This window comes from Billgrantia sp. NRB1, from assembly GCF_056921725.1.
The window spans coordinates 438,236-457,260 of record NZ_CM167783.1 but is presented as its reverse complement, the minus strand read 5'-3'; the positions used below and the strand labels follow the sequence as shown (position 1 = coordinate 457,260).

The following is a 19,025-nucleotide window of genomic DNA, read 5'->3' as shown; positions in this document are numbered from 1 at the left end:
CTTGCGCGGGGTCTAGCCACGCGCCCAAAGTTCAGGATACCTCATGCCCGGATTTCTTCGACGCTTTCTCGCCCCGCGCTGGCAGCACGCCGACGCCCAGGTACGCTGCCAGGCCGCCGGCCGGCTCGACCCCGCTCGCCCCGACCAGCGCCAGGCGCTGGAGCAGCTCTGCCTGGACGATGACCCTCAGGTGCGGCGGACGGCACTGGCGCGGCTCGATGACCCCGAGGCACTCCTGCGCCTGCTCGCACAACGCCCCGACAATCCGGAGCTGCGAAGCTACCTGACCGAGCTGCTGTGCGGCCAGACGGGGGGGCTCGAGCTCGCCTCACGGCTGGCGCTGGTCGAAGCGCTGGACGACACCGCCCTGCTCGTCGCCATCACCCTGCAGGGCGACAACCAGCAGCTTCGCCTCGCTGCCCTGGCACACCTGGAGAGCGAAGACGACCTCATCCACCAGGCCTGCGAGAACGGGATTGCCGCCGTGCGTCACGCCGCCGCCGAGCGGGTCGTCAGCGAAGCCGGCCTGCAGCGACTGGCCCAGCAGGCGCGCCGCGACCGCCAGGTCATGCGCCAGGCCCGCGAGCGGCTCAATCGGCTGCGGGCCGATGCCGCTTCGCTCAAGGCCGCCCGCGAACGCCGCGAGTCCCTGCTCAGCTCCCTGGAGGCCCATGCCCGCGCGCCCTGGGAGCCACTCTATGCTGGCCGCTACCGACACCTGGTCCGCGAGTGGGAGGCCCTGGAGGACCTTCCCGATGCCGGCCAGGAGCAGCGCTTTCAGGATGCCAGCCTGCGCTGTCGCAAGGTGATCACCGACCACGAAGCACAGGAGCACGCCCAGGCGGCGGCTGAGCGGCGCCACGAGCGAGCCAGCGAGGCCCGCGAGGCGCTGCTCGAAGCCCTGGAAGAGAGCCTCGCCGGACTCCCCCGGGGCGACACCCTCAGCGAGCAGGACATCGCCAGCCTGCGCGCCCAGAAGCTGCTGCTGGCCAATCGCTGGCAGGCGCTCTCCGAGCTGCATATCACCGACGAGGCCCTGCGCCGGCGCTACGATGCCGTGATGGCCGACTACGACAGGGTCATTGCCGCCTGGGAGCGCGTCGTCGCCCGCCGGGAGGAGATCGAGACGGCCCTGGCCAACCGTGATCACCAGCGCCTGGCCGCCCACCTGGACGCCTGCGACTGGCCTGACGACCTGCCCGAGACCCCGCTCCTAAAGCGGGCTCGCAGTGAGCTGGCCGGCGCCACCGCGCGCCAGGAGGGCGATCTGGACGCCCAGCTGGCACGCTTCGGCGAGGACCTGGCCCAGCTCGAACAGCTGCTCGAGCGCGGCGCCTTCAAGGGGGCCAGCCGCCTGCACCAGAGCCTGAAGCATCGCGCCGAGACGTTGCCGGCATCTCACCTGCGACCGTACCAGGCCAGCCTGAAGCGACTGGGTGCACGCCTCGCCGAGCTGCGCGACTGGCGCGGCTTCGTGGCCGGCCCCAAGCGCGAACAGCTGTGCCAGGCGATCGAAACGCTGGCCGACGACGGCGGCCTGAGCGACGCCGAGCTCGACCGTCGCCACCGGCAGCTGGTGCGCGACTGGAAGGGACTCGGCGATGCCGCCGCCACCCGCGAGCTCTCGGAACGCTTTCGCGCCGCCTCCGACCGCATCCATGAGCGCCTCGGCCCCTGGCGCGAGCGCCTGGCCGCCGAACGGTCTCACAACCTGAAGGCCCGCGAGGCGCTGTGCGAGCAGCTCGAGGCCCTGCTAGACTCCCCCGCCGAGAACGCCGACCCCGACGCGCTGCGCCGGATCCGCGACCAGGCCCGGGAAGAGTGGCGCCGCTACTCGCCCGTTCCCCGGGACCAGGCAGAGGCGATCGGCCGCCGCTTTGGCCGCATCCGCCATGCGCTGCAGGGGCTGATCGACCAGCGGGCCGAGGAGGTCGCCAAAGCCAAGCGCCAGTTGATCGACCAGGCCGGCGCGCTTCTGGAACAGCAGATGCCACCCTCCGCTCGAGCCGAAGAGGCCAAGGCTCTGCAGCAGCGCTGGCGCAGTCTCGGGCGCGCCCCCCGCGGCGAGGAGCAGGCGCTGTGGCGCACTTTCCGCGGGCTATGCGACCAGATCTTCGCCGCTCGGGAGGCCCAGCGCGAGGATCATGTGCAGCGCGCTCGCCAGCGCCTGGATGAGATGCAGGCGCTGATCGACCGCCTCGACGCCTGGCATCCGACCCGGCATGCCGATAGCGAGGTGCTGGAGCAGGCCATCGACCAGGCCGCCGCCCTGGAGCCGCTGCCCTCCGGCCGCCGCACCGAGGGCATGCGACGCCGCTGGAGTGGCATCGTCCGGGCCCGCCGGGAACGCCTGACGCGGCTTGCCGTGGTCGAAGAAATTCAGCGCTGGCAGGCCTGCCGGCCGCTGCTGGACGCCCACCTGCAGGCCGACGCAAGGCTGCTGCAGGAGGGCAAGGCGGAGAGCGTCCCGCTGGACGACGACCTGGCACTTCCTGCGGACATGATCGCCGCCCACGAGCAGCGCAATGCCGCCCGCCACCGGCCCGACGATGCCGAGGCAATCACCGAGCAGCTGGCACGACTGCGCGTGCACCTCTCGCTGCTGGCCATGGGCCGGGTCAACCAGCACGATGAGCCACTGCGCCTGGCCATTCAGGTCGAACGGCTCAACGAAGGGCTCGGCCGCGAGCTCTCGCGGGCCGAAGAGGTCCGCGCCGTGCTGCGCAGCCTGCTGGCCACCGGCCCGGTCTCGCCCGAGCAGTGGCAGCGCGAAGTGGGAGAGTTCGACGGTCTGCTGACCCGTCTGACCCAGCTCCCCCCGCCCTGAGCCGCCATAGCACCGGCGGCGGCGACTCCCCGCGGCTGCCGCACAACCGGGCAGCCGCCCTGTCACCCCGGCGCAGAAATGCACGCGGGAGGCCGAAGCCTCCCGCGTCCTGATCCAACAAGATACGCTTCGCCGGTTTAGCCCATGAACTGACCGCCGTTGATATCGATGTTGGCCCCGGTGATGAAGCCCGCCTCCTTGTCGGCCAGGAATACCACCAGTCGCGCGATCTCCTCTGGCGTGCCGTAGCGCTTGACCGGAATGGTCTCGCGAATCGCCTCGCGCACCTTCTCCGGAATCTTCATGATCATGTCGGTGGCGATATAGCCCGGCGACACGGTGTTGACGGTAATCCCCTTGGTGGCGGTCTCCTGTGCCAGCGCCATGGTCAGGCCGTGCATCCCCGCCTTGGCGGCGGAGTAGTTGACCTGGCCGAACTGGCCCTTGCGGCCATTGATCGAGGAAATGTTGATGACCCGGCCGTAGCCATGCTCCAGCATGCCCTCTATCACGCTGCGGCAGGTATTGAAGACGCTGTTGAGGTTGGTGTCGATCACTTCATGCCACTGTTCCGGTGACATCTTCTTCAGGGTGCCATCGCGGGTGATGCCGGCGCAGTTGACCAGCACGCTGACGGGACCGTGGGCCTCTTCTATCTCCTTGACGCCGGCCACACAGGCGTCATAGCTGGTCAAGTCCACCCCGGACAGGGCGATATTGTCGAAACCGTCAGCCTTCTGGGTCTCGAGCCAGGCCTTGGCCTTCTCCGGATTGTTATACCCCGCCACGACCTGATAGCCCGCTGCGGCCAGCGCGCGGCAGATCGCCGATCCGATGCCGCCGGTTCCGCCGGTTACCCAGGCAACGGGTGCTGATTGAGCCATATTCCACCTCCCTGATCATGACATGTCAACAGGATTACTTGATGCAGATCAAAATCCCATACGCAACAGGATGCTAGCTGAAGGAGTCCCCTTCAAGCCATCCTTTATGATTATGGACCCTTTGGCGCAGAGTGCACGAGCGTTGAATGATTACTTGACACAGAGCGTCAAAGGGTTAGAATACGCCCCACGTCGATGCGGGGTGGAGCAGTCTGGTAGCTCGTCGGGCTCATAACCCGAAGGTCGTCGGTTCAAATCCGGCCCCCGCTACCAAATTCGAAAACCGAGGCCACCAGCCTCGGTTTTTTTGTTGCGCTCACGAACAGCACCGACGACCGTCGGTTCGCTCTTCATTTCAAAGTCAGCGGCCCCCGCTACCAAATTCAAAAACCGAGGCCACCAGCCTCGGTTTTTTGTTACGCTTTAGAGAGGCGGATCAGTCACCTACTGATCCGCCTCTTTTTGGCTGCCTAAACGCACCCGGCCGACGACGCGGCGTTCACTGCATCCCCGTGATTGAGCTTACACCTCAGACGTCAGCGCCTCGAGCGAGCGCGAGGCCAGGGCGATGCCGCGGTCGTCGCCGGTGGTACCGCGGCAGAAGGCCTCGCTGTAGAAGAGGCGAACCAGGTCGCGGTGGCGCAGCCGGTCGCCGCGCAGGTCGTCGAACCAGTGGCTGAGCTGGCCGGAGACCCGGCTTCCATCGCTGGCGACGAACTTCTCGGCCGCGCCATCGCTCATCACCGCCACCCCCGTGACCCGGTTCAGCGGCTGGCTGCCGCTCTGCACCTGTTCAGGCGACAGGCGCTCGTCGATGAACTGCGTCTGATTGGCGAACTCGCCCTTGCCGGTCTCCCCCAGGGTTGTCAGCTGCGGCGCCAGTTGAGGACCGGCATCCGCCTCGGCCGGGTCGACGGTCACCGCCCGCTCCATGACGATGGCGCCGTCACCCACCTTGAGCCACAGCAGCCGCTCCCGCCCCAGGATCAGCACCGAGAGGGTGCAGCGCAGGTCGCGCACCGGCCGGCAGTGCGCCTCGGCCAGATCGCGCAGCACGCCCTGGGCATGCTTGACCAGCAGCAGGGCGAACTGCCGCTGCGTCTCGGTGGTGGGCTCGGCGGCCGTATCCAGCAGCTCGACCAGCTGCCCGTCCAGGGTATCCACCAGCCGGAGGGTCGCCCCGACCACCGCCCGGGCCCCCAGGTCGGAGGCCGGTGAGCTGCCGGCGCCGTCGGCCACCGCCAGGGCGGCACGCGGTGCGCGCACGCAGGCGGCGGCGTCCTGACAGGGCAGCGCCGGGGAGGCCTCCAGGTGTGCCAGGCCGGCCACGGCGGCGGCCAGGGCCTGCCAGGCGGGGCGAACCTCGTGCGCATCGTCCGCCGCCGCCGGGCCCGACAGGGACGGGTGCCGCTTATCCGACATGCCGCCCTCCCGAAGATGCGGGGGTGCTCGGCTTGACCAGCCGACGAGGAAATTCCCCCCGGTCCATCTGCTGCTGGTAGGTCTCCAGGGCGGCATGCCACTGCGCCAGGCTAGCCCGGCGGCTCGGCTGGTTGGCGCCCTCGGTGAAGGTGGTGACGAACATGTCGCGAATCGCCTCGGGCAGTTCGCTCCACAGCGCGTACCAGGCGCCCTCTGGCACGTCGCGCTGCCCGCGGCCGTAGGCGAAGTTGCCGCGGCGCAAGTTCCGTACCGGGTCGTCGCCGCCGACGATATCGTAGGGGTGGCGGCCCAGCATTAGGCACTTGAAGAGCACGATGGCCAGCGAAAACGCCTCGCTCTGCGGGTTGCGCACGATATCGCGAAAGGCGATGCCCTGATGCTCCTTGGGGGTCATGTCGGGGCTTCCCACCGGGCAGGGATAGAAGGTGCCGGCCACGCGCAGCTGGTAGCTGTCGCAGTCGATCAGGGTGACCTGCCCGGTACCCGGCACGCAGTAGACATTGTTGAGGTTGTAGTCGCCGATGCAGATGCCCGCCCGGTGCAGCTGCTGGACGATCTCGATAAAGCGGATCAGATAGCCGACGATCTGCCGGCGGTCGAGGTTGGGGAAATAGCGCTCGTAGAGCAGCGCATGGGCCAGCAGGCCCATCTTCACGCCCCGCGCCCGGTACATGGCGAAACCGATCCAGCGATGGCGGTCATCGAAGACGCGAATCAGCGGCCAGCACACGTCCCGGGTCATGTGGCTGTCGCGCAGCTCGCGCATGGCCTCTACCTTGCGGTGCAGCTCGTCGCCGCGCTTCTGCAGCACCTCGGGGTAGTACCACTTGACGATCACGTCGGGCCGCCCCTGCAGGGCGAAGATCTCCCCCTCGCCGCCGCGGGCCAGACGCTTGCCGAGCTTGCGCTGCTTGCCCAGCGCATCCGTTACCACCCGTCCCCACAGTGCCACGCATCCTCCTTACCGGCCGCACCTCCCGGCGCGCCCCTTGTCTGCCCGTCAGATACTGTCCCAGCCGTCCGTGGGGGGCAGCTTGATCTGGGCGGTGGTCGAAGCGGACGCCGAGACACGGCTCATGCTGGCCGACAGCCACAGGAAGAACTCGCGGAACTTCAGGCCATCGAGGCGCTTGGCCGGGCGCGTGGAGAAGGCGCCCAGGGCATCGAGATCGGCCTCCTCGACGCCCACCGGCATCACCACCATCTTGCGCTGCTGCGCCAGCGAGCGGGCGCGGGCCGCCACGGCCTGCCAGTCGTCGGTGGGCACGCCGTCGCTGATCACCACCAGCCACGGCTGGTAGTAGGCCACTCCGGCCTTGCGATAGGCGGCGGTGCGCGCCTCCAGGCGGTCCAGCGCCAGCTCCATGGCCGAGCCCAGGGGCGTCAAGCCGGTGGCGGCAAACTGGCGGCACTGAGTGATGTTCATGGCGGTGGTGAACGGCAGCTGCTCGGTCACGCGCCCCCCGGCGGTGATGACGCCGAGCTCGACAGAGCAGGCGGCCATCTCGTCTTCCTTGATCGAGGCGATGAACTCCTGAACCCCAGCGTTCAATTCCTGGATGGGCTGGCCGAACATCGAGGCGGAGGTATCGAGTACCAGCATGCAGGCACAGCGAGGGGAAGGGTTCTCGATCAGGTCGCTACTGGTGTTCAGCTGATATGTCGCCATCGACGGTTCCTCGTATCTGAATGCCTGGCCATGTGACTACCAGGCGATCACGAGCCTACCACAGGGCGTATCGCGATGCTCCGCCGGCTTGAGCAAAGCGGCCAACGCCCTGCCCCCTTGAATCCGCGGCCCGCCACCCGCATCTATCTGCCAAATTCACTCTTTTGCAAGGCTATCGCCCATGTCCATCGTCGATCCCCGCAGCGGCGCCCCTCTGACTGCCAACGAATCCGCCGACACCCAACCCCAGGCGGCACCGCCGGATGAGCAGCTGATCATCGACGTCGATCGCGACAACATCCAGCAACTGCTGGAATTCTCCATGCAGGTGCCGGTCCTGCTCGACTGCTGGGCCCCCTGGTGTCAGCCCTGCAAGACGCTGACCCCCATGCTGGAGAAGCTCACCCGGGAATACGCCGGCACCTTCATTCTCGCCAAACTCGATATCGATGAAAACCAGGACATCGCCGCCCAGCTGGGCGTGCGCTCGGTGCCCGACGTCAAGCTGATCAGCCAGGGCGGGCTGGTCGACCAGTTCCAGGGCGCGCTGCCCGAGAAGGAGATTCGCGAGTGGCTGGGGCGCTACTTCCCGGCTCCGGAAGAGGCGCCGGCCAGCCCCGAGGAGCAGGCCGCCGAGGCGCTCGAACAGGGCGACACCGCCACCGCCCGCGCGCTCTATGAGCAGCTGATGCAGGCCCATCCCGAGCACTACCCCTATCAGGTAGCGCTGGCTCGCACCCTGGTCGCCGAGGGTCGCGGCGACGACGCCCGCACGCTGCTCGACAACCTGCCCCCCGAGGAGCGGGATGCCCCCTCGGCCCGCGGCGTGCGCGCCAGCATCGAGTTCACCGAGGAGGCCCCCGACGACGAGGAGCTGGCCGCCCTGGCGGGCCGCGACGACAGCGAGGCCCAGTTCAAGCGTGCCCTGCGCCAGGTCGCCGACGGCGACTACGAAGCGGGCCTGGAGGGGCTACTGGCGCTGATGAAGCGCGACCGCGCCTACGGCGAAGATGCCGCCCGCCTGACCCTGCTGCGAGTCTTCGACGCCCTGGGCGCCGACCACCCGCTGACCGTGACCTACCGCCGCCGCCTCTTCACCCTGCTCTACTGAGGGCGTCCTCCATGCACCCCGCCTCCCAGGGGCGGGGCTTGCGAAGAGAGAGCATCAGACCTTGAGCACACCGTCCAGGCGGGTCAGCGCCGCCTCGAGCTGAGCGGCGGTGGTGCCGAAGTTGAGCCGCGCGAAGCCCGGCCAGCCGAAGTCGGCGCCGTCGGAGAGCGCCACGCCGGCATCGGCCAGTAGCGCCCGCTGGGGCGATATCGCGCGCCCTTCGCCGACGCGCCCGGCCAGCCCCTGGGCATGCCGCAGGTCGAGCCAGGCCAGGTAGGTGGACTCCGGCGCGCTCATGGACACCCCGGGCCATTCGGCGACGCGCCGCACCAGGGTGCGGCGATGCTCGCGCAGCACCGCCAGCAGCGCCTGGCGCCAGGGGTCCCCTTCGGCATAGGCGGCCTCGGCGGCCACCAGCCCCAGCACGTTGGCATCGGGCATCAGGCCGCGCATGCCGGCCGCGAAGCGACGGCGCAGCGCTTCGTCCGAGACGACCGCACAGGCGGTGGTGAGACCGGCCAGGTTGAAGGTCTTGGAGGGCGCCCACAGCGTCACGGTGCGTGCCGCCAGCTCGGGGAAGGCCGCCGCCAGCGGTCGATGCCGGGCGCCCTCGTCCAGCAGCAGGTCGCAGTGCAGCTCGTCGGAAACCACCCAGAGGTCGTGGCGCTCGACCAGGGCGGCGAGTCCCGCCAGCTCCTCCTGGCGCCACACCCGCCCGGTAGGGTTGTGGGGCTGGCACCACAGCAGCAGCCGGGTCTCGGGAGTGATCGCCGCCTCCAGGGCGTCGAGATCCAGCCGCCAGGGCTCGCCCGGCGCCGCGGGCTCGGCCAAGGCCGCCTGCTGAGGCAGGCGGCCGGTGCGCTCGGCGACCCGCAGAAAAGGGGGATAGATCGGCGTGACGGTGAGCACCCCTTCGCCCGGCTCGGTCAGCGCCAGGCTGGCCAGGTGCAGGGCGGGCACCACCCCGGGCAGCCACAGCTGCCAGCCGGGCGCGATAGACCAGCCGTACTCCCGTTCGCTCCACTCGCAGAGGGTACGCCGCAGGCTGTCGGGCACCAGGCCATAGCCGTAGACGCCGTGCGCAACCCGGGCATGCAGCGCCTCGATGACCGCCGGCGGCGAGCGGAAGTCCATGTCGGCCACCCAGAGCGGCAGCACGTTAGCATCGTGGCGATGCCACTTCTGCGAGGGCCAGTCGCCGCCGGAGGGGTGGCGGCGCTCGACGGGCGTGGCAAAATCGTACTCCATGTACCTTCCTCGGATCAGGGAAGCAGCGAAATGATGACCAAGACCATGCCGCAAAGCGGCTTCTATGCCAAGGTGCGCCAGGGCATGCCGGCGCTGATCGACCAGTGGCGTCGCCTGGGCCGGGGCGAGCCGGACCGGCTGGCGCTTATCCTGGCCGAGACCGCGCGCGTGGCCAAGCTAGGCGAGCCCGAGGCGACGCCGGACGGTGCCACCCTGACCGCCTGGAGCCGCCCCGGGGCGGGCGACACGATTCCGCTCTGGGCGGCACGCACCGCCGCCTTCCTGGTGATGCAGATGCCCGCAAGCCCCAAGCCCCATAGCGACGAGGAGGCCTGCGCCTGGGCCTACTGCTGGCTGCTCAACCGCGACTTCCCCGACGTCGAGGCCGCCCGCGCCGCACTGCCCGACCACCTGCGCGACACCCTGACCCATGCGGTGGGGGCCGCCTGGGCCGACCGCCAGGGACTGCGCCTGGTGTGACCTCCACGCGCGCCTCCGCCAGGGGCTCGCCCTACCGCCGGACGACCGGGCGCTTGACCTAGCGTTTGCTCGGGGCAATGCTGTAGCTTTGCTGGCCGGCGCCCCCTGTCGCGACATGCCGGCCACCGACATGCCACGCATAACAAGGACACGCCATGTTCGTTCGCACCATCGAACCCGCCTTCTACGACACCGATGCGCTAGGGCACATCAACAATACCCGCCTGCCGGCCTGGTTCGAGCTGGCCCGTAACGACCTCTTCAAGCTCTTCACCCCCGACCTGGACCCGCGCAAGTGGCGACTGATCATGGCCCGGATGGAGATCGACTACCGCGCCGAGCTGCTGTACGGCAGCGATATCGAGCTGCGTACCTATCTCTCCCGGCTTGGCACCAGCTCCTTCACCGTGACCCAGGAAGCCTGGCAGAACGGCGTGCTCGCCAATCTGGGCCATACCGTGCTGGTCCAGTTCGACCACGTCGCGAAGCGTGCCGTGCCCATCGAGGGCGAGCTGCGCGATGCGCTGGAGGCCCACCTGCAGCCGGTGACGGAGCCCGAGGGCGCATGACGCCAGCGGTCAGGCAGCTCGAGCGGGAAGGCGTCGACTTCGGCCTGCTCAGCTACGACCACGACCCGCGCACCCCGGCCTACGGCGAGGAGGCCGCCCAGGCGCTGGGGCTCGACCCGCAAAGCGTCTTCAAGACCCTGGTGGCACGACTCGACGACGGCCGCCTCGTGGTGGCCATGGTGCCGGTCGCGGCCCGGCTCGACCTCAAGGCCCTGGCCCGGGCCGCCGGTGCCCGCAAGGCGACGCTGGCCGACGCCGCCGAGGCCGAGCGCGCCACCGGCTATGTGGTCGGCGGCATCAGCCCCCTGGGTCAGAAGCGGCGCCTGGCCGCCTATCTCGACGCTAGCGCCGAGGCCCTGGAGACGATCCACGTCAGTGGCGGACGACGCGGCCTGGAGATCCGCCTCGCCCCGGGCGAGCTGATCCGGCTGAGCGGCGCCCGGCCGGCCGACCTCACCCGGCGCTGAGGCGGGCGCGAGCCGAATGCCCCCACCCACTGTCCTATTCCTAGCCCCCAACCAGGAGCCTCCCATGTCCATCCGCTACAATCTATGGCTCGACCCCGACAATACCGAGCAGCACCGCGCGGTGGAGGCCGACCTGGAGCGCTACTTCATGGAGCGCTTCGCCGACTACCCGCACATCCGCTTGTTCGGGGCCGACCCCTACGATTATGATGCGCCGTTCAATCGCCTCTACGACGTGCTGATGGCACGGGCCAACGAGTACTGCGAGCGGCGCTGGGCAGGCTATGTGCCCACGCCCGAGCAGCTCAACCGGACCTTCTTCCGTGCCGTGGGGCGCTCCACCAAGTTCGTACGGGACCCCAACGATGGTGATCCAGACCGATCAGACGCCTGACGCCCGCCAGCTGGCCATCATCGCCGAGCAGCTGGGTCGCGCCCCGCGGGGCATCGAGGCCGTGGCGGCCGTGGACGGCGAAGGCACCCCGCTGGTGCTGCGCATGGCCCCCATCGTCGACGGCAAGCCCTTTCCCACCCTCTACTGGCTGAGCTGCACCCGGCTCAAGGTGGCGATCTCCCGCCTCGAGGCCGGCGGCGCGATCAAGCAGTTGGAGAGCCGCCTGCAGGAAGACCCCGACTTCCTGGCCGCCTATCACGCCAGCCACCGCGACTACGTCGAGGCCCGCTGGCACCACATGAGCGACGCCCAGCGCCGCGAAGTGGACCACCTGGGCTACCAGCAGGTGCTGACGCAGCGCGGCATCGGCGGCATCGCCAACTGGGACCAGGTGCGCTGCCTGCATACTCAGTACGCCCACCACCTGTGCGGCCACAACGTCGTTGGCCAGTGGATGGACGCCGAGCACGGCGTGGCCGACTGCCTGCCCTGAGACTCCCCCTTGGCACGCTGAGGCTGCTAGGATGGCTGCCTTGCCAAGGAGATCCGCATGTCGAGATTCTGTGTCTATCTGGGCTCCCGCGACGGTCGGGACCCCGCCTATCTTGAGGCCGCCCGCGCCCTGGGCCAGGAGCTGGCCAAGCGCGGCCACGGCCTGGTCTACGGCGGTGCGCGCATCGGCCTGATGGGCGAGCTGGCCAATGCCACCCTGGCCGCCGGCGGCGAGGTGATCGGCGTGATGCCGGACCATCTGGTGGAGCGCGAGCAGGCCCACGAGGGGCTGCCAACGCTGATTCGCGTCAACAACATGCACGAGCGCAAGGCCAGCATGGCCGCCCACGCCGACGCCTTCATCGCCCTGCCCGGTGGCATCGGCACCCTGGAGGAGCTGTTCGAGGCCTGGACCTGGCAGTATCTGGGGCTTCACGACAAGCCCATCGGGGTGCTCGACACCGCCGGCTTCTATTCGCCGCTGCTGAGCTTCCTCGACGCCACGGTGGCGCAGGGGTTTCTCAATGCGCGCACCCGCGACTGCCTGCTCGATGCCGAGACGCCCGGCGCCCTGCTGGACGCCCTGGAGGCCCGCCTGGCCGCCGGCTGATACCGCCAAGGAGACGCTATTCATGCATGCCATCCATATCGACGATTCCCGGCTGGCGTGGCGAGAATGCGCCGCACCGGGCGGCCCGGCGGCGGGCGAGGTGCGCATCCGGGTCGCCTGGACCGGCGTCAACCGCGCCGACCTGATGCAGCGCGCCGGGCACTACCCGCCGCCGCCCGGGGTCAGCGAGACCCTGGGCCTGGAGGTCAGCGGCACGGTGTGCGAAACGGGAGCCGGCGTCGACCGCTGGCGCGTCGGCGACCGGGTCTGCGCCCTGCTCGCCGGGGGCGGCTATGCCGAGGAGGTAGTGGTGGACGCCCGCCAGGTGCTGCCGCTGCCCGAGGGCCTCGGCCTGCGTGAGGCCGCCGCCCTGCCGGAGGTGTTCGCCACCGCCTGGCTCAACCTGTTCATGGAAGCCCGGCTCGCCCCCGGGGAACGGGTGCTGCTGCATGCCGGCGCCAGCGGCGTCGGCACCGCCGCCATCCAGCTGTGTCGCGCCTTCGACCACCCCTGCTTCGTCACCGCCGGCAACGATGACAAGCTCGACGCTTGCCGCGAGCTGGGCGCCGCCGCGGGCTGGAACCACCACCGGGGCAGTTTCGTGGAGGCGGTCAAGGCGTGGGGCGGCGCCGATGTGATCCTCGATCCGGTGGGCGGCGCCTACCTGGCCGATAACCAGCGGGTGCTCAACGCCGATGGCCGGCTGGTGCTGATCGGCTTGATGGGCGGGCGCAGGGCCGAGCTGGACCTGGGCAGGATGCTGATGAAGCGCCAGCGGCTGATCGGCTCGACCCTGCGCGCCAAGCCGCCCGCGGCCAAGGGGGCCATCCTCGACGCCCTGCTGGCCGAGGTCTGGCCGCGCCTGGCCAGCGGCGAGATTCGCCCCCTGGTCGACCGCAGCTGGCCGGTAACGGAGGTCGAGGCGGCCCACGCCCATCTGCAGAGCGATGCCAATATCGGCAAGGTGCTGCTGTCGATCAGCGGGGAGGAGTAGGCCGGCGCCACCGTCAGGGGCGCTCGGCTAGCTCGCGGGTACGCAGGTAGGTCAGCTGCAGCAGGCGGGCGTCCTCGCCGGCCCGGTGGCGGTGGATGCCCAGCTCCTGGACCAGCGCCTCCCGGGTGGCGTGCCACAGGGCAAGCTGACGCTCGTCGAGCAGGATTCTCAGGGCCTCGAGGCGAAAGGCCGGCAGCATGCTGGCATGATGAAACAGCAGTGACAGCCAGGTGTTGTCATAGCCCCAGCTGTCGCTGTAGGCGACGCCGACGCTGGCCAGCTCGTCGTTGAGCCAGCGCGCCACCTGGGCCACGGGCAGTCCTTCACGCTGCAGGCGCGCGCGAGAGATGCCGTGGAGGAGCTCCGCCTTGGGATCCCAGTGGGTCCATTCCGCCAGCGGCTGCACCAGGAAGGCACAGTGACTGCCATCGGCCCGCGCCAGGCCGACCTCGATGGGGTAGCTACCGCGCCCGAATCCGGACGCCTCGATATCCAGCAGTGTCGGCAGCGTCACGGATGGATCCGTCCTCGTGATCTGGGCCCGGGGGGCAGGTGGCGTATGAAGGGCAGTCAGTGTCGCGTCTGGGTGCCGTCGCTGTCCAGTTCGGCGCCTTCCAGACGAGCGTGGCGGTCCGCCAGGGCCTGCCAGTGGGCCGCATGGGCGGCGTCCACCGGCAGCCCCAGCTCGCCTGCCCGGTAGGCCTTGGCCAGCCGGGCGGCGGCCAGCGGATGCCCCGCCTCGCCGGCGCGAGCATACCAGGTCACGGCGCGATCCTCCCGCCGGGGATACTGTGCGCAGCCGTGTTCGTGAATCCGCCCGGCCTGATACTGGGCCTTGAGGTCGCCGGACTGGGCGGCCTCCAGCACGTAGCGGGCCCCGCGCGCCTTGTCCTGGGGGCTGGCACCGCGGTGGAACAGCATGTGACCGTAGAGTGACAGCGCCGCGGGGTGTCCCGCATCGGCACAGCGCTGAAAGAGATGCATGGTCAGCCGCTGAGCGCGCGGTGAGCGCGGCAGCCAGGGGGTATGAAACAGCTGCTCCGCGAGCCGATACTCGAGCCGGGTGAACAGTGACGATGCCTGCGTCATGGCAAACAACCTTGCATCCAGAAAGGTAAACGCATGACGACCTCACCCTCCCATGGTTGCCGTCATGGCCTGAATAAGCACGCCTCTCAGTCTCCGCCGGGGCCGCCAAGGGTCGCCAGCATACGCCCGCCCCGTCGGCGACTCAACCCCTGCCATTTGCCGCCTTCTTGGCCCCCGGCTACCATGGCGGGCAACACCGGCAACCCCACCGACAGGAGTGACGGATGCAGACGCGACCGCTTGGCAACACGGACATCGAAGTCAGCCGCCTGTGCCTGGGCACCATGACCTTCGGCGAGCAGAACAGCGAGGCCGATGCCCATGAACAGCTCGATCGCGCCGTGGCCTTCGGCGTCAACTTCATCGACACCGCCGAGATGTACCCCGTGCCGCCCAAGGCAGAGACCCAGGGAAGCACCGAGTCCTATATCGGCCGTTGGCTGAAGGCCCGGAGCAGCCGCGACGATGTGATCATCGCCAGCAAGGTGAGCGGCCCCGGCCTCGACTATCTGCGGGGCGGCTCGCGCCTGACCCGCGAGCAGATCCACAGCGCCATCGACGCCAGTCTGTCACGGCTGCAGACCGACTACCTTGACCTCTATCAGCTGCACTGGCCGGACCGTCGGACCAACTTCTTCGGAAAACTCGGCTACACCCACGACGAGGACGAGCAGGCCACCGACCTGGAAGAGACTCTCTCCGCGCTAAAGGAGCTGGTGGTGGCGGGCAAGGTGCGCGCCATCGGGCTCTCCAACGACACGCCCTGGGGGGTGATGCATGCCCTGCGGCTGGCCGAGCGGCTCGACCTGCCGCGCGTGGTCAGCGTGCAGAACCCCTACAACCTGCTCAATCGCAGCTTCGAGGTGGGCCTGGCCGAGATCGCCCATCGCGAGGACGTGGGGCTGCTGGCCTACTCGCCGCTGGGCTTTGGGGTGCTCTCCGGCAAGTACCTCGACGGTGCGCGCCCGGCCAATGCCCGCCTGACCCTGTTCGAGCGTTTTCAGCGCTACACCACGCCCCAGGCCGAGGCGGCGACCCGCGCCTACGTGGAACTGGCCCGCGAGCATGAGCTCGACCCGGCTCAGATGGCGCTGGCCTTCGTCAACTCGCGCAGCTTCCTCACCAGCAACATCATCGGTGCCACCACCATGGAGCAGCTGGAAGACAATCTGGCGAGCGAATCGCTCAAGCTCGAGCAAAGCGTGCTCGAGGGCATCGAGGCGATTCACCAGCGCTTTCCCAATCCCTGCCCCTGAACCAAGGGGTCGGCAACGCGGGGCTATCGACGCGATAGACCCGCGCTTCGCATCGCCTTGATATACTGGGCTGACCGATTCGCCAGGCCACAGGAGTGCCCCGATGCTGAGCGTCATCTCCCCTGCCAAGTCGCTGGACTTCGAGTCCCCGGCCACCACCTCGCTCTATACCGAGCCGGACTTTCTCGACCAGAGCCGCGAGCTGGTCGATATCCTCATCGACTACTCCCCCCAGCGTCTCAGCGAGCTGATGGGCATCAGCGACAAGCTCGCGGGGCTCAACGCGGCGCGCTTCGCCGAGTGGCACACTCCCTTCACGCCGGAGAACGCCAAGCCCGCGGTCCAGGCCTTCCAGGGAGACGTCTACCTGGGCCTCGAAGCCGAGACCTTCAGCGATGACGACAACGCCTTCGCGCAGCAGCACCTGCGCATCCTGTCGGGGCTCTACGGGCTGCTGCGTCCGCTGGACCTGATCCAGCCTTATCGCCTGGAGATGGGCACCAAGCTGGCCAACCCGGCCGGCAAGGATCTCTACGCCTTCTGGAAGGGCACCCTGACCGAGGCGCTGGACAGGGCCGTCGCCGAGAGCGGCTCCCCCGTCCTGGTCAACCTGGCCTCCAACGAGTACTTCAAGGCCATCGATGCCAAGCGCCTCAAGGCCCGGGTCATCACGCCGGTCTTCAAGGACGAGAAGAACGGGCAGCTCAAGATCATCAGCTTCTACGCCAAGAAGGCCCGCGGCCTGATGAGCGCCTGGATGATTCGCCAGCGGCTGGATGACCCCGAGGGGCTCAAGGACTTCGACGTGGCGGGCTACCGTTTCAACGCCACCCTCTCGGAGGGCGACACCCTGGTCTTCACCCGCCGTGAAGAGCAGCGTTGAGGCGAGCGCTGTTTAGAAAAAACGCAGCGGGCGCGGCGACCGCGGCTTCAAAAAGCGACGGTGGACATCCTTGAAGCGTTCGCTGTCGCAGCGGTGCAGCCACTCGTAGGCCACCATGTCGGCACTCACCGGCACCGCGCCCGAGCGCGTCATGCGCTCGCGAGCCAGGCTCGCTTCCTCGGCGCGCCGGCTCACCGCCGCATCGGACAGCCAGTAGACCTCGTAGCCCGCCTCGAGCAGCCCGAGCCCGGTCTGCATCACGCAGATGTGCGCTTCGGTACCGCACAGCACGACCTGGCGCCTGCCGCTGTCGGCCAGGGCGCCGGCGAAGTCGGACTCCTCGTGGGCGTTGAAATGCACCTTCTGCCACAGGCGGTGCTTCGGCAGGGCCTCGAGCAGGCGTGGCTCACTGCCCCCCATGCCTTGCGGATACTGCTCGGTCACCCACACCGGGATGTCCAGGGCCTCAGCAACGCCGCCCAGCCAGGCCGCCTCGGTCACCGCCTGCTCGCCCCCCTCGACCACCGGCAGCAGGCCGGCCTGCAGATCGACGATCAACAGCAGGCTCTCGTCAGCTTGTATGCGCATGTGTGCTCCTCTTGTTCTGTTATCGGTCGGTAGGCGCCACCATCTGCTCCACCTCCGGCCAGCATACCGGCTAGAATGGACGGCCTGAACACTTTACGAGCCATCTCACTACACGGAGTCTTCTCATGCGTCAATTCCTCGTCATGCTGGTCGTCGGATTCCTGACGCTTGGCCCGGCCATGGACTATGCGGAAGCCCGCCGCATGGGCGGTGGCGGCAATGTCGGCAGTTTCTCACGCTCGGCCGACCGTCCCGCCGCGGCACCCAACCAGGCAGCCCCGGCCCGCCAGAGCCAGTCCCAGGCCGCCGGCGGCTCGCGCATGCCCGGCATGCTCGGCGGCCTGCTCGCCGGCGGCCTGCTCGCCGCCCTCTTCTTCGGCGGGGCCTTCGATGAGCTGCGCATGATGGATATCCTGCTGATGGCCGGCCTGGCCTTTGCGGTGATCTGGTTTCTCCGCCGCCGCACCGCCATGGCGGGGGCAGGCGGCACGGCACCCCAGGCCTCCAGCGAGCCCTCCGCCAGCGCCCCCCAGCCCGGCGCTCAGGCCTTTCAGGCCAGCACCCCGCTGAGCGGCGGTAGCGCCTTCGCCAACGAGCCGGAGTGGTTCGACCGCGAGCGCTTCCTGTCGGGTGCCAAGGAGCATTTCATGACCCTGCAGCGAGCCTGGGACAACCATGACTTCAGCGGCATCCAGGAGTACGTGACCCCCGAGCTCTATAACCTGCTGCGCGAGGAACGCGCCCGGCATCCGGCCAACAACCGTACCGAGATCGTGCGCCTCTTTGCCGAGATGGGGGACATCCGCGAGGTCGGCACGCAGGCCGAGGCCACCGTCATTTTCCACGGTATCCTGGATGAGAACGGTGAGCAGACCGAATTCAACGAGACCTGGCACCTGATCCGCGAACTGCGCGACGACGCCCCCTGGTACCTGCAGGGCATCGAGCAGAACCCGTCAGCCTAAAACCGTCAGGCAGTGACCAAAAGGCCGGGCAATATCGCCCGGCCTTTGCGCATCACCGCCAGGGGCGATCATTCACCCTCGGCAGCATCCTGGATCTCTTCGCCCATCTCCTCGACGCTCTCGCCAGCGTCCTCCATGACCTCGTCGATCTCCTGTCCCGCCTCTTCGGCCGGTCCGGGATCGTCCTGACAGGCCACCAGCCCTCCTGCCAACATCATTACCAGCAGCATCAGGCCCAACGTACGCATCACATCTCGCTTCATGGGTGTCTCCTCCTGAGAACGCTCCGTTATGGAGAGCGACAAGATTTGGTTCATCGCAGACTGGCATGAACTTGCCCTGTGGGAGGGACGGTTCGACGCCTCGACTTTAGCTCCGGTTCGACGCTTCGACGAAGTAGTGTGCAGCGCTACCCATGGGGCGCCTGCGGCGCCTTCGCCCGGCAGAGCCGGCCTCCCACCATAAAACCTGCCAGACATGTTCACGCTAAAGTGCGATGAACCCAAGATTTACCCTAGTGCCCAGGCAAAGTCGCTGCCACCTGCATCGGGAAACGCTCTGTAACGAACTGTCACGAGCCTGATCGAAGACCGCCCCTATACGACGAAACCCCGACCATTTGGCCGGGGTTTCTGACTAAGTGTCTGACAATGCGAAAAGCCCCGCGCTCTTTCGAACGCGGGGCTTTTCTAAATAAATGCCTGACGAGGACCCGGGCGGCGCTCCGCTACTCTCGCATGGGGGTGAGAGCGCCCGGCTCTTCGCGGCACCGCCGCGAGGGCGCTCGAACGCCCCGAGCCTGCGAGGGGCCGGCCCGCGAAGCGGCCCCACGAATAAAGAGCGGGCTGACCCATGCCCATGAAAAAACCCCGAACATTGAAATGTCCGGGGTTTTCTCGGTATAAGTGCCTGACGATGACCTACTCTCGCATGGGGAAGCCCCACACTACCATCGGCGCTGAGCGGTTTCACTGCTGAGTTCGGCAAGGGATCAGGTGGTTCCCACTCGCTATGGTCGTCAGGCGAAAACGGTTGGAATCATGCCGACGCTACGTC

Annotated in this window: 21 protein-coding genes, 1 tRNA gene and 1 rRNA gene; 13 read left to right on the top strand and 10 right to left on the bottom strand. The window is 68.4% G+C overall.

What is annotated here, in order from left to right; all coding sequences use genetic code 11:
- Positions 1–43 precede the first annotated feature (43 nt).
- A complete protein-coding gene (locus ACZIYR_RS02030) occupies positions 44–2,827 on the top strand; it encodes a DUF349 domain-containing protein (RefSeq protein WP_483528048.1) in 2,784 nt (927 codons plus the stop codon).
- A gap of 137 nt (positions 2,828–2,964) precedes the next feature.
- Here the strand turns inward: ACZIYR_RS02030 and phbB are convergent, their stop codons facing one another.
- Complete coding sequence (gene phbB / locus ACZIYR_RS02025; protein WP_473032205.1) at positions 2,965–3,711, bottom strand: acetoacetyl-CoA reductase; 747 nt, start codon at positions 3,709–3,711, stop codon at positions 2,965–2,967.
- A 196-nt stretch (positions 3,712–3,907) separates the two neighbouring features.
- Here phbB and ACZIYR_RS02020 point away from each other — a divergent pair.
- Positions 3,908–3,984, top strand: a tRNA-Met gene (locus tag ACZIYR_RS02020).
- Between the two features lie 249 nt (positions 3,985–4,233).
- Here ACZIYR_RS02020 and ACZIYR_RS02015 read toward each other — a convergent pair.
- The 3 genes from ACZIYR_RS02015 to ACZIYR_RS02005 are packed head-to-tail and all read right to left on the bottom strand — an operon-like array spanning position 4,234 to position 6,823.
- On the bottom strand, positions 4,234–5,133 hold the full coding sequence (locus ACZIYR_RS02015) for a protein phosphatase 2C domain-containing protein (protein ID WP_483528047.1): 900 nt from the start codon (positions 5,131–5,133) through the stop codon (positions 4,234–4,236).
- Positions 5,123–6,106, bottom strand: coding sequence for a kinase (locus ACZIYR_RS02010; protein ID WP_483528046.1), 984 nt, complete (start codon positions 6,104–6,106; stop codon positions 5,123–5,125). Before ACZIYR_RS02010 ends, ACZIYR_RS02015 begins: the two co-directional genes overlap by 11 nt.
- Before the next feature lie 48 nt (positions 6,107–6,154).
- Positions 6,155–6,823 carry a vWA domain-containing protein gene (locus tag ACZIYR_RS02005; RefSeq protein WP_473032203.1) on the bottom strand — a complete coding sequence of 223 codons (669 nt, stop codon included), beginning with the start codon at positions 6,821–6,823 and terminating at the stop codon, positions 6,155–6,157.
- A 181-nt stretch (positions 6,824–7,004) separates the two neighbouring features.
- Here ACZIYR_RS02005 and ACZIYR_RS02000 point away from each other — a divergent pair, with 181 nt between their 5' ends.
- Positions 7,005–7,934 carry a tetratricopeptide repeat protein gene (locus ACZIYR_RS02000; protein ID WP_483528045.1) on the top strand — a complete coding sequence of 310 codons (930 nt, stop codon included), beginning with the start codon at positions 7,005–7,007 and terminating at the stop codon, positions 7,932–7,934.
- Between the two features lie 54 nt (positions 7,935–7,988).
- Here ACZIYR_RS02000 and ACZIYR_RS01995 read toward each other — a convergent pair whose 3' ends face one another.
- Positions 7,989–9,182 (bottom strand): MalY/PatB family protein, encoded by a 1,194-nt coding sequence (locus ACZIYR_RS01995; RefSeq protein ID WP_483528044.1) that lies wholly within the window; start codon positions 9,180–9,182, stop codon positions 7,989–7,991.
- Between the two features lie 45 nt (positions 9,183–9,227).
- Between ACZIYR_RS01995 and ACZIYR_RS01990 the strand changes: the two genes are divergently transcribed.
- From ACZIYR_RS01990 to ACZIYR_RS01960, 7 genes are all read left to right on the top strand, one after another.
- Positions 9,228–9,662 (top strand): hypothetical protein, encoded by a 435-nt coding sequence (locus ACZIYR_RS01990; RefSeq protein ID WP_473034973.1) that lies wholly within the window; start codon positions 9,228–9,230, stop codon positions 9,660–9,662.
- Positions 9,663–9,817: 155 nt separating this feature from the next.
- On the top strand, positions 9,818–10,231 hold the full coding sequence (locus ACZIYR_RS01985) for an acyl-CoA thioesterase (RefSeq protein WP_473032201.1): 414 nt from the start codon (positions 9,818–9,820) through the stop codon (positions 10,229–10,231).
- Entirely contained in the window at positions 10,228–10,698 is a 471-nt protein-coding gene (gene ybaK, locus ACZIYR_RS01980) for a Cys-tRNA(Pro) deacylase (RefSeq protein ID WP_473032200.1), read from the top strand. Before ACZIYR_RS01985 ends, ybaK begins: the two co-directional genes overlap by 4 nt.
- A 64-nt stretch (positions 10,699–10,762) precedes the next feature.
- Positions 10,763–11,092, top strand: a complete 330-nt coding sequence (locus ACZIYR_RS01975; protein WP_473032199.1) for a hypothetical protein — start codon at positions 10,763–10,765, stop codon at positions 11,090–11,092.
- On the top strand, positions 11,064–11,585 hold the full coding sequence (locus tag ACZIYR_RS01970; RefSeq protein ID WP_473032198.1) for a DUF501 domain-containing protein: 522 nt from the start codon (positions 11,064–11,066) through the stop codon (positions 11,583–11,585). The genes ACZIYR_RS01975 and ACZIYR_RS01970 overlap by 29 nt, the downstream gene beginning before the upstream one ends.
- 57 nt (positions 11,586–11,642) lie before the next feature.
- The gene (locus tag ACZIYR_RS01965; protein ID WP_473032197.1) at positions 11,643–12,194 is read left to right on the top strand and encodes an LOG family protein; all 552 of its coding nucleotides are present in this window, start codon (positions 11,643–11,645) and stop codon (positions 12,192–12,194) included.
- Between the two features lie 22 nt (positions 12,195–12,216).
- Positions 12,217–13,188, top strand: coding sequence for an NAD(P)H-quinone oxidoreductase (locus ACZIYR_RS01960; protein ID WP_483528043.1), 972 nt, complete (start codon positions 12,217–12,219; stop codon positions 13,186–13,188).
- 13 nt (positions 13,189–13,201) lie between these two features.
- Here the strand turns inward: ACZIYR_RS01960 and ACZIYR_RS01955 are convergent, their stop codons facing one another.
- A complete protein-coding gene (locus tag ACZIYR_RS01955) occupies positions 13,202–13,702 on the bottom strand; it encodes a hypothetical protein (RefSeq protein ID WP_473032195.1) in 501 nt (166 codons plus the stop codon).
- A 56-nt stretch (positions 13,703–13,758) separates the two neighbouring features.
- On the bottom strand, positions 13,759–14,277 hold the full coding sequence (locus tag ACZIYR_RS01950; RefSeq protein WP_473032194.1) for a tetratricopeptide repeat protein: 519 nt from the start codon (positions 14,275–14,277) through the stop codon (positions 13,759–13,761).
- 224 nt (positions 14,278–14,501) lie between these two features.
- Between ACZIYR_RS01950 and ACZIYR_RS01945 the strand changes: the two genes are divergently transcribed.
- Both ACZIYR_RS01945 and yaaA read left to right on the top strand, forming a co-directional pair.
- On the top strand, positions 14,502–15,533 hold the full coding sequence (locus tag ACZIYR_RS01945; protein WP_483528042.1) for an NADP(H)-dependent aldo-keto reductase: 1,032 nt from the start codon (positions 14,502–14,504) through the stop codon (positions 15,531–15,533).
- A 103-nt stretch (positions 15,534–15,636) separates the two neighbouring features.
- Entirely contained in the window at positions 15,637–16,416 is a 780-nt protein-coding gene (yaaA, locus tag ACZIYR_RS01940; RefSeq protein ID WP_483528041.1) for a peroxide stress protein YaaA, read from the top strand.
- Between the two features lie 12 nt (positions 16,417–16,428).
- Here the strand turns inward: yaaA and ACZIYR_RS01935 are convergent, their stop codons facing one another.
- Positions 16,429–17,004 carry an isochorismatase family protein gene (locus tag ACZIYR_RS01935; protein WP_483528040.1) on the bottom strand — a complete coding sequence of 192 codons (576 nt, stop codon included), beginning with the start codon at positions 17,002–17,004 and terminating at the stop codon, positions 16,429–16,431.
- 125 nt (positions 17,005–17,129) lie between these two features.
- Between ACZIYR_RS01935 and ACZIYR_RS01930 the strand changes: the two genes are divergently transcribed.
- Positions 17,130–17,969 (top strand): Tim44 domain-containing protein, encoded by an 840-nt coding sequence (locus ACZIYR_RS01930; protein ID WP_483528039.1) that lies wholly within the window; start codon positions 17,130–17,132, stop codon positions 17,967–17,969.
- 68 nt (positions 17,970–18,037) lie between these two features.
- Here the strand turns inward: ACZIYR_RS01930 and ACZIYR_RS01925 are convergent, their stop codons facing one another.
- Positions 18,038–18,232, bottom strand: coding sequence for a hypothetical protein (locus ACZIYR_RS01925; protein ID WP_483528038.1), 195 nt, complete (start codon positions 18,230–18,232; stop codon positions 18,038–18,040).
- Positions 18,233–18,876: 644 nt separating this feature from the next.
- Positions 18,877–18,992: ribosomal RNA gene (gene rrf, locus ACZIYR_RS01920) — 5S ribosomal RNA — on the bottom strand.
- Positions 18,993–19,025: the final 33 nt, after the last annotated feature.

Bases quoted from the DNA above. Each gene is read 5' to 3' on its own strand.
- ACZIYR_RS02030 (WP_483528048.1), top strand. From the start codon at position 44: ATGCCCGGATTTCTTCGACGCTTTCTCGCCCCGCGCTGGCAGCACGCC.
- phbB (WP_473032205.1), bottom strand. From the start codon at position 3,711: ATGGCTCAATCAGCACCCGTTGCCTGGGTAACCGGCGGAACCGGCGGC.
- ACZIYR_RS02015 (WP_483528047.1), bottom strand. From the start codon at position 5,133: ATGTCGGATAAGCGGCACCCGTCCCTGTCGGGCCCGGCGGCGGCGGAC.
- ACZIYR_RS02005 (WP_473032203.1), bottom strand. From the start codon at position 6,823: ATGGCGACATATCAGCTGAACACCAGTAGCGACCTGATCGAGAACCCT.
- ACZIYR_RS02000 (WP_483528045.1), top strand. From the start codon at position 7,005: ATGTCCATCGTCGATCCCCGCAGCGGCGCCCCTCTGACTGCCAACGAA.
- ACZIYR_RS01995 (WP_483528044.1), bottom strand. From the start codon at position 9,182: ATGGAGTACGATTTTGCCACGCCCGTCGAGCGCCGCCACCCCTCCGGC.
- ACZIYR_RS01990 (WP_473034973.1), top strand. From the start codon at position 9,228: ATGCCGCAAAGCGGCTTCTATGCCAAGGTGCGCCAGGGCATGCCGGCG.
- ACZIYR_RS01985 (WP_473032201.1), top strand. From the start codon at position 9,818: ATGTTCGTTCGCACCATCGAACCCGCCTTCTACGACACCGATGCGCTA.
- ybaK (WP_473032200.1), top strand. From the start codon at position 10,228: ATGACGCCAGCGGTCAGGCAGCTCGAGCGGGAAGGCGTCGACTTCGGC.
- ACZIYR_RS01975 (WP_473032199.1), top strand. From the start codon at position 10,763: ATGTCCATCCGCTACAATCTATGGCTCGACCCCGACAATACCGAGCAG.
- ACZIYR_RS01970 (WP_473032198.1), top strand. From the start codon at position 11,064: ATGGTGATCCAGACCGATCAGACGCCTGACGCCCGCCAGCTGGCCATC.
- ACZIYR_RS01965 (WP_473032197.1), top strand. From the start codon at position 11,643: ATGTCGAGATTCTGTGTCTATCTGGGCTCCCGCGACGGTCGGGACCCC.
- ACZIYR_RS01960 (WP_483528043.1), top strand. From the start codon at position 12,217: ATGCATGCCATCCATATCGACGATTCCCGGCTGGCGTGGCGAGAATGC.
- ACZIYR_RS01950 (WP_473032194.1), bottom strand. From the start codon at position 14,277: ATGACGCAGGCATCGTCACTGTTCACCCGGCTCGAGTATCGGCTCGCG.
- ACZIYR_RS01945 (WP_483528042.1), top strand. From the start codon at position 14,502: ATGCAGACGCGACCGCTTGGCAACACGGACATCGAAGTCAGCCGCCTG.
- yaaA (WP_483528041.1), top strand. From the start codon at position 15,637: ATGCTGAGCGTCATCTCCCCTGCCAAGTCGCTGGACTTCGAGTCCCCG.
- ACZIYR_RS01935 (WP_483528040.1), bottom strand. From the start codon at position 17,004: ATGCGCATACAAGCTGACGAGAGCCTGCTGTTGATCGTCGATCTGCAG.
- ACZIYR_RS01930 (WP_483528039.1), top strand. From the start codon at position 17,130: ATGCGTCAATTCCTCGTCATGCTGGTCGTCGGATTCCTGACGCTTGGC.
- ACZIYR_RS01925 (WP_483528038.1), bottom strand. From the start codon at position 18,232: ATGAAGCGAGATGTGATGCGTACGTTGGGCCTGATGCTGCTGGTAATG.